The 7,766-nt window shown below is 61.0% G+C and carries 4 protein-coding genes; all 4 read right to left on the bottom strand.

Translation table 11 applies throughout. The features are described from left to right. Positions 1-91: 91 nt before the first annotated feature. The 4 genes from gtfA to EV688_RS16525 all read right to left on the bottom strand — a co-directional run bounded on the left by gtfA (position 92) and on the right by EV688_RS16525 (position 7,761). A complete protein-coding gene (gene gtfA, locus EV688_RS16540; protein WP_117319625.1) occupies positions 92-1,534 on the bottom strand; it encodes a sucrose phosphorylase in 1,443 nt (480 codons plus the stop codon). A 40-nt stretch (positions 1,535-1,574) separates the two neighbouring features. Further along, the gene (gene ggpS, locus EV688_RS16535) at positions 1,575-3,836 is read right to left on the bottom strand and encodes a glucosylglycerol-phosphate synthase (protein WP_117319624.1); all 2,262 of its coding nucleotides are present in this window, start codon (positions 3,834-3,836) and stop codon (positions 1,575-1,577) included. 274 nt (positions 3,837-4,110) lie between these two features. After that, positions 4,111-4,494 (bottom strand): MAPEG family protein, encoded by a 384-nt coding sequence (locus EV688_RS16530; protein ID WP_117319623.1) that lies wholly within the window; start codon positions 4,492-4,494, stop codon positions 4,111-4,113. Positions 4,495-4,512: 18 nt separating this feature from the next. Beyond that, a complete protein-coding gene (locus tag EV688_RS16525) occupies positions 4,513-7,761 on the bottom strand; it encodes an amidohydrolase family protein (RefSeq protein ID WP_117319627.1) in 3,249 nt (1,082 codons plus the stop codon). Positions 7,762-7,766 lie beyond the last annotated feature (5 nt).

Below are 7,766 nucleotides of genomic sequence, written 5' to 3'. Positions count from 1 at the left end.
GCCTACCCTCCTCACTTTTGGCTCTGAGCTTGGATCACCGTCCTCAGCTTAACCCACGATATTTGAGGACGGGTAGGTCACTACATAATGTCTAGGCACGGAAGGTCTGCTCCTCCAGCGTGGCTTCATCAAGATAGGTAATGGTGCTGGTCTTGAAATTGAGATCCACAAAAACCGCGCAATAATGCTCACCGTGACGCCAGCCCATGGCCACACTTGAATCATTGGAGTACTGCAGCTCGAAACGTCCGTTGAACGCCGGGTAGTGGGAGCGGAAGCGCATCAGCCTGAGGAGGCGTTTCACCACGGGTTTCTGCACCGCCTGATCCACGTCCTCCAGCGAGAAATACGCGCGATTGATGTCGCGCAACTCGCCCGTGCTCTGCATTAGCTCTTCATCATTGCAGCCCGCCAGCAGACCGACGTAGTACACCTGGGGAATTCCCGGCGTGAAAAACTGTATGGCCCTCGCGGCGATATAGGCGTCGTCACTCTGCATGAGCGCGTCATAGAAGGTGCAGGTCAGCTGATAAATGGCGCCGACGCTGTGGATGTTGGCCGCGGACTTGCGCAGTATGGGATCGGCGCTGCGCGCATCAATGTTGTTGATGAGAACCTTTATCTTGTCCTCGGGCAGCACACCTTCGACATCCGGTATACAGATGCCGTCATGGGTATCGAGCACGGTCATCATGTTGCGGGGACACATGCGCAGCCAGTTTTTCAGATAGTTGCTGTTGGCATCCAGCAGCGTGTAAAGCAGGAGTGGCGGCAGTGCAAAGCCATAGGGGCGCATGTCACGCCGACTCAGTGCGTACTGATAACTGGTGTTATCGTGCACCTCGGGCAGGCACTCCGCACCATGGCGACGCGCGACGTCATTCACCCACTCCAGCAGCCGGTAAACGTCGGGTTCGACAAGAAAGCAGCTGGTGCCGATACGCTTTGTCGTGTAGCCAAAGGCATCCAGGCGCAACAGCTTGATGCCCTTGCCGGCAAGGAAGGCGATATAGTCCTCCATGAGCTCAAAGGCCAGCGGCGCGTCGTAGTTCAGGTCTATCTGGTGCTCGGTGAAGGTGCACCACACCCGCGCTTTTTCCCCGTTCTCGAAAGTGACATCCCGGAACGGCTCCTTCTCCTTGCGTATGTGTATCTTCGCCAGGTCATCCGGCGTGATCTCGCCAAACTTGTCGACGTCGATAAAAAGATCGGCGTAACGCGACCGGAAGCCATGACGGACGAAATCCCTGAACTCCTCGGAGGCATCGGAAATGTGGTTGATGGTAAGGTCAGCGCAGAGATCGAAATCGGCGGCCAGTGCCTCGACGTCGCCCCAGTCGCCATAGCGCGGATCGACTTCCTTGTGCGTCAGCGGAGAAAATCCGGCATCCGCATTTGACGGATAGAACGGCAGAATGTGCAGACCGCCAATGGCGTTGGAGAAATGTCGGTTGATAACCGTTCTCAGGTCATGCAGGTTATTGCCGAGCCGGTCGGGATAACAGATCAGCTGTACGGCATTACGCAATGCCATCGTCCACTCCTGTGTCGTTCGCGCGCGGGATACTGCAGACTCATTCGCCTGCTGACGTGTCGGCCTCAGGCAGGGTCGCATGCTCGCGCACCGCCGCCATGAATTCCTCGCCCCACAGGGCAATATCGTAGTGGCGCACCGAATCGAATGCCTCGGCCAGGCGATGACGCGCCTCATCGCGGCTGAGGTTCAGTGCGAAGTAGCAGGTGGACACCATCTCATGAGGGTCGTGCGGATTGGTCAGTATGGCGCCACGCAGCTCTGCTGCCGCGCCCGCAAACTCGGACAGCACCAAAACGCCGCAGCCCTGCGTCAGTCCCTGGGTAGCGACAAATTCCTTGGCGACGAGGTTGAGGCCGTCGCGCAGAGGCGTTATCCACATGACGTCCGCTGCCGCGTAATAGGCTACCAGGTGCTCAAAGGGCACCGCACGGAAGAAGAACTGCACCGGCGTCCAGCCGATGCGCGCATAGCGGCCGTTGATGTGGCCCACCGTCTGTTCAATCTGCAGCTGCAGTTCATCGTAGATCTTCATGCCGCTGGCCGCGGGCACACAGATCGTGACCAGCGTGACTTTTTCCTGCAGCTCCGGATTCTCTTCCAGCAGGCGCTCGTAGGCATGCAGTTTTTCCAGAATGCCTTTGGTGAAGTCCAGCCGCTCGACCGACAGCAGCATGCGGACTCCTGAGAGCTCATCACGCAACTCCGCAATACGCTGCTTCTGCGCGGGATCATCCAGAGCCCGTTCGACCCGTCCGATATCCAGCCCGACAGGGTGGGCGCCAAGGCCGATGGCTCGCCCGGCAACCTCGATCTCGGTTGTCATTTCCTCAAGGCCCACGGCACAGCCGTAGGTAAAGAATCGCGGCGCACAGTTGACGCGCTGGCGAATTTCGACCGGCATGACGCCGCGTGCGACATCGACAAAGTTCTCGGCCTGCCGGGGTATATGAAACCCGATGTAGTTGCACTGCAGCAGGCTGCCGACGATCTGCCGACGCCAGGGCAGCACGTTGAAAACGTCTGCAGAGGGGAAATAGGTATGATGAAAAAAGGCAATCGTCACATCCGGGCGTATTTCGCGGAGAAACGCCGGCACCATCCACAGATTGTAATCGTGAATCCACACCACGGCATTGGCCGCCGCCTCACCCGCCGCGCGCTCCGCGAAGCGGCGATTGACGTCCAGGAAAACACCCCAGTGCTCCTCGTGGAAGATGGCGCGCTCCCAGAACGTGTGCAGCGTTGGCCAGAACGCCTCTTTCGAGAAGCGCTTGTAGAAAATATCGACATCGTCCTCGGTCAGCGCGACACGCGCTGCTACCAGACTGGGGTAATGATTGACGTCCACCTCGGTGTGAACCTCGAACTCGCCCACCGCCGGATCATCGATTGCCCACGCAACCCAGGAGCCGGGCTTCCCGTCGGCAAAGAAGCTCAGCAGAGTGGGAATGATCCCGTTGGGCGACCGCGGACGACGTCGCTTGCGCTCACCGTCTTCGATAAACTCTTCGTAAGGCAGGCGGTGATACACGATCACCAGGTCGGACTTGCCACGCTCGGTCACCGGGATCAGCTCGGCTTCAATACCACTGCTACCGAGAAAACCAAAATACTCGAAGGCTTCGACAATGCCGCCCGCTCCCGGCGCCCTGGCATGATAGACCCGCGCGAGATCCGCGGTGGACGCCAGCAGCCCGGCTTCGGAATCGCCGACACACACGCCCTTGAAGCCTGTCTCGTACATGGATAGATCATTCAGTGTATCGCCGGCGACCAGGACGTCCTCCCTGTCAAGGCCGAGATGGTCAACCAGGCGCGTGAGTGTATGTCCCTTGTTGACGCCCCGCGGCAGGACATCGAAATACTTGCCGGCAGAGAACAGCAGATCGCAGTCAAGACGGTCGACAATGCGTCGTACCTCATCGTCGATGTGGTGTTCCTCGCAGAAATACGAGCATCGACGCTCCTGGGGGACTTCCTGTCGCTGCAGGTGGGGAAGGTGCGCGAGCGCTTCCGCGACGACGCGGTCGCCCGGCCATATCTGCTCGATATCATCCTGGATCTGAAAGACCGGTTGCTGGGTGCCGCCGTGTACGACTGTCGCGCCCACATCGGCGATGATGTAATCGGGCTGGGGGATGGTGGGGTCAGCCAGCAGCGGCAGTACGTGCTCAAGCCCACGACCGGTCACAAACACCAGGTCGATATCGGGGTGCGAAGCAACCAGCTGGTACAGCCTGAGGCGCGCCATCTGGCTGCCGCCAAGAAACGTTCCGTCGAGATCAGTGGCAAGAAGCATGACAGTGGCCGTTGACGCATCGCGGGCACCACAAGTGGCACCGCGGCGCCAGTCGCGCCGAAATCCTCCCTTTTCTGCTTGGTCGTAATTCAGCGGTACCCGTTACCGGATGCCGCAAGAGAAACAGAATCGCGACGTGAACCGGGCACGCTGACCCCGCTGCAACCCATGGCAGCACTTTCGTGCAAGTGCAAAACCTTAGCGCGTTTTGTGCACCACCGCCAGTCTGTAACCCTGCAGGCTCGAGCTGCGGTCCGATACCGTTCAAGTCCTGCTACAGCTGCGCAATCGTGCCCCACAGCGCCAGAACCAGCAGACCCAGCATCGACAGCATGCCAATCGCCATGCCCATCGTACGGCTCTGCGGATCGCGAATATAGGCATTGCGGTAAAGCACCCGACCGGCGAAGAAGGCAAGTCCCAGCAAGGGCGCGGCAATCGGCAGGAAAAAGAACCCGGCGACAATCCACATGGCGGGAACCACTACCACGAGCTGCTCCAGCGTGTTCATCTGTACGCGATAGGCGCGTTCGAAACTCTCGTGTCCGGTGACCGCCGGCGCACGGATATCGTGCCGCAGGCGTTCCCTGCCCACCAGCATTGAGAAAGTCAGATACTGCATCAGCAGCAGCAATGTAACGAGTGCAGTAAAAGCCATGGTTCTTCTCCTGGTGGGTTAACGTATGTCCGATTCGGGCTTACCCTGCCAGTGCATCGGAGCAAGGGCAGCCTCGCCCGTGACCTCCTCTGCCAGGTCCTGCGCCCGGTATACACGTCCATTGAGGATCACCCGGGAAATGCGATCCGTATGACGGATATTCTGCAGCGGGTCGGCATCAAGAATCAGCAGATCAGCCAGTTTTTCAGCCTCGATGGAGCCAATGTCCCGCGCCATGCCGAGGTAGGTAGCCGGGTTGATGGTTGCGGCAGCAAGCGCCTCCATGGCGCTGAAACCGCCGCGTTCCAGGCTCCACATCTCCCAGTGGGTTGCCAGCCCCTCGCGTTGCCCATGACCACCGGTGTTGATCGTCACACCGTTGTCCAGCAGCACCTTGGCCGCCGCCGCCACGTCATCATCGCGATAGTCGGCTTCCGGTGCCATCGGCCGCCGTACGGATCGCGGCTGCAGCACCGCCGGTGGCACGAAATTCGACAGGATGGGATGCTTCCATACCTCCGTATCCTGGTAATAGTAGTCTTCAGAGGTCAGGCCGCCGAAGGTTACCACCAGTGTCAGCGTGTAACCGGCGTCACTCTGGCGCCAGTACTGCGTGACATCATCGTACATGCGCATCAGCGGGACATTGTGCTCTATGCCCGTAATGCCGTCGCCGATCAGGTTCATGTCCATCTGATACAGCGCGCCGCCCTCGGCAACCGGCATGAGCCCCTCGCGCCGCGCCGCCTCTATCACCAGCTGTCGCTGGTCGCGACGAGGCTGATTGTAGTTTTTCACGGAGATCGCGCCCTGCGCCTTGAGCCGGCGAACATGGGCCAGGGCATCATCCAGTGTGTCTATCGGCGCGTAGCGGGTGCTCTTCGCCCCGTAGACGATTTCGGCGGTGGAAAAGATACGCGGCGCGAGAATTTTTCCCGCTTTCGCGTACTCGGCTGCGGCAAATACCTCGGTAGCGGTGCTGGACGGATTATGCAGCGTGGTAACGCCCAGGGCCAGATGCGCCAGCAGGTTCCAGTTCTGCTGCGGAATCACATCCTGTCGACCGAAAGGACCATGAGCGTGAATATCCACCAGTCCCGGCATGACGGTCTTGCCGTCAAGATCCAGCTGCCGGTAATCCTCGGGGATGGGCAGACTGGCGTCTCCGACCTCGACAATGCGATTGTTCTCGATCAGCACCCTGCCCTTGTCGATCACCCGCCGATTGGCGTCCATGGTGATTACCCGGGCATTCACCAGCGCCAGGCGGCCATCGGGCCTCGCGGCGTCCACGGCCAGGGACAGATCCGTGCGCCGTGGAAGCGGCGTTGTTCCAGACTGCATGACATCGTCAACCCGCACGGTGCGCAATTCCGGCCCGGTGCTCCAGCTCAGCGTACTGCCATCCCTGTTCCAGTGCAGGTAGGCGCCGCCGACGCTGCTGACGCGCACCGTGGGAAACGCGGCCCGCTCGGGAGACAGCACCAGGGTGCCGCCGCTGGGTGAGCGCGCTGCAACATACATGTGCTGACCCTCCTCGAAAGCCACGTGCTGGCCCGTTGGCGACAGCCGGATGGTGCTTGCCAGCTCGCTCTCTGCCACCACGCGAATGTCGTGACCGTCAGGGGTCATCGAGATCAGTGTGGTAGCGGCCGTGCTGCTGCCGCGCCCCTGGGCACTTTCCGCACGCTCCTGGGCATAGATGCGTCCCTCCGGGCCCGCGTGCGGGTGCCGGCCCCGGTCGCTGACGAAACGCAGCTCGCCCGTGCTCACATTGAGACGGTAAAGGCCGGGCTTCGTCGACCAGGCCGGGTTGAGCAGCTGGCTGCCGTCCAGTTTGCGCAGCAGCAGGCCATCCCCCTCAATGCCCGGCGCCAGCTCGACGTACTGCCCCCTGGCATGCTCCAGCGCTGTGGCCTCTCCGCCCCGCGCCGAAACACGGTGTACGCGGCTCAGTTCGTCATCACGCCAGCGCAGAAAGTAGACATCGCGGCTGTCAGCAGACCAGACGGGCCAGCCGTCAAACCCTTTCTGCGCCGACGTCAGCGGCACTGGTGCCGCGTCTGCCCGCTTGATGTAAAGCTGTCCCAGCGACTCGAACACCACGGCACTGCCGTCGGGAGAGCGCTGCGCGAAGCGAACCATTTTTGTTCTGAAGGTGTCCGGCGCCACCGCTACGGGAAAGCGTACCGCGGGATACACGGATCGGCTGTCACGCACGCGAAAGGGTATTTCGGAGACCTCGCCACTTTCTACGGCAAGCCGCCATATCCTGCCCTTCGCCCAGAAAACCAGCTCGCGGCTGTCAGGCGTCCAGGCCATGCCGGGATAGAGTCCATGCACTGCCCAGGTTTCCTGCATGTCCTGGTCCAGCTCGTCGAACAGCATGCGTTCGCGGCCCGACTCGAGGTCTTTGACAAAGAGTCTGGACGCGGCGCGCACGCGCTTGACGTAGGCCAGCTGGCGGCCATCCGGCGACGGCGTCGCCCGGACGGCCCCGCCATGACCACCCGCTACCGTGCTCACCTCCCCGCTGTGCAGATCCACCCGACGTATCTGGAACAGCTCGGTATTACTGTCCTCGTGGTAAACGAAGGTGTTTCCCGGGGTTACGTTGAGGGAAAAATAGATACCGCTTCCGTCAGCGCTGAATGCGGGTTCGCCCTGTTCTTTCTGAAATGCGGGCGAGGGCCGTTCCACAACGCGCTGGCCCGTGTTCGCGGCGTCGCCGTGCGCGTGATACAGCCAGATCTCGCCGGTACCGAGCGAGCGTGAAGTTGTGAAATGCTTGCGCGCGGCAATGTAGTCGCCGTCCGGGCTCCAGCTGGGGTTGTTCAGCAGACGGAAGGATTCGTGGGTCACCTGGTGCAGGTCGCCGCTGTCACGGTCCAGGGTCCAGATGTTGTCACCGCCGCTGCGGTCAGAGGTAAAGGCAATGTAGCGGCCATCAGGGCTGTAGCGGGGCTGCATGTCCCAGGCATGCCCCGAGGTCAGGGGCCGGGCTTCGCCACCGGTGGCGGGCATTTCGTAAAGATCACCCAGCAGATCAAACACGATATGCTCGCCGTCCGGCGCCATGTCGACACTCATCCAGGTGCCCTCGTCGACGTCAATACTCGCGGAGTCGGCGGGAACGGAAAACGCGGGACGATTGACATCCCACGGGTTGCCTGTGTCCCCGGCCAGCGCGTGGAACGACAATGCCAGCATGAAGAGTAGAAGAAACAGGAACTTACGGCCGGGCAGGAGCGTGTCAATAACGGGCATGGGCA

Source organism: Chromatocurvus halotolerans, assembly GCF_004340525.1.
Classification (GTDB): domain Bacteria; phylum Pseudomonadota; class Gammaproteobacteria; order Pseudomonadales; family Halieaceae; genus Chromatocurvus; species Chromatocurvus halotolerans.
Note: the sequence above shows the minus strand (reverse complement) of the source record. Positions and strands in the feature narration are given on the sequence as shown.

What these genes read in the sequence shown, in the direction of transcription:
- gtfA (WP_117319625.1), bottom strand. Translation starts at nt 1,534, where the DNA reads ATGGCATTGCGTAATGCCGTACAGCTGATCTGTTATCCCGACCGGCTC.
- ggpS (WP_117319624.1), bottom strand. Translation starts at nt 3,836, where the DNA reads ATGCTTCTTGCCACTGATCTCGACGGAACGTTTCTTGGCGGCAGCCAG.
- EV688_RS16530 (WP_117319623.1), bottom strand. Translation starts at nt 4,494, where the DNA reads ATGGCTTTTACTGCACTCGTTACATTGCTGCTGCTGATGCAGTATCTG.
- EV688_RS16525 (WP_117319627.1), bottom strand. Translation starts at nt 7,761, where the DNA reads ATGCCCGTTATTGACACGCTCCTGCCCGGCCGTAAGTTCCTGTTTCTT.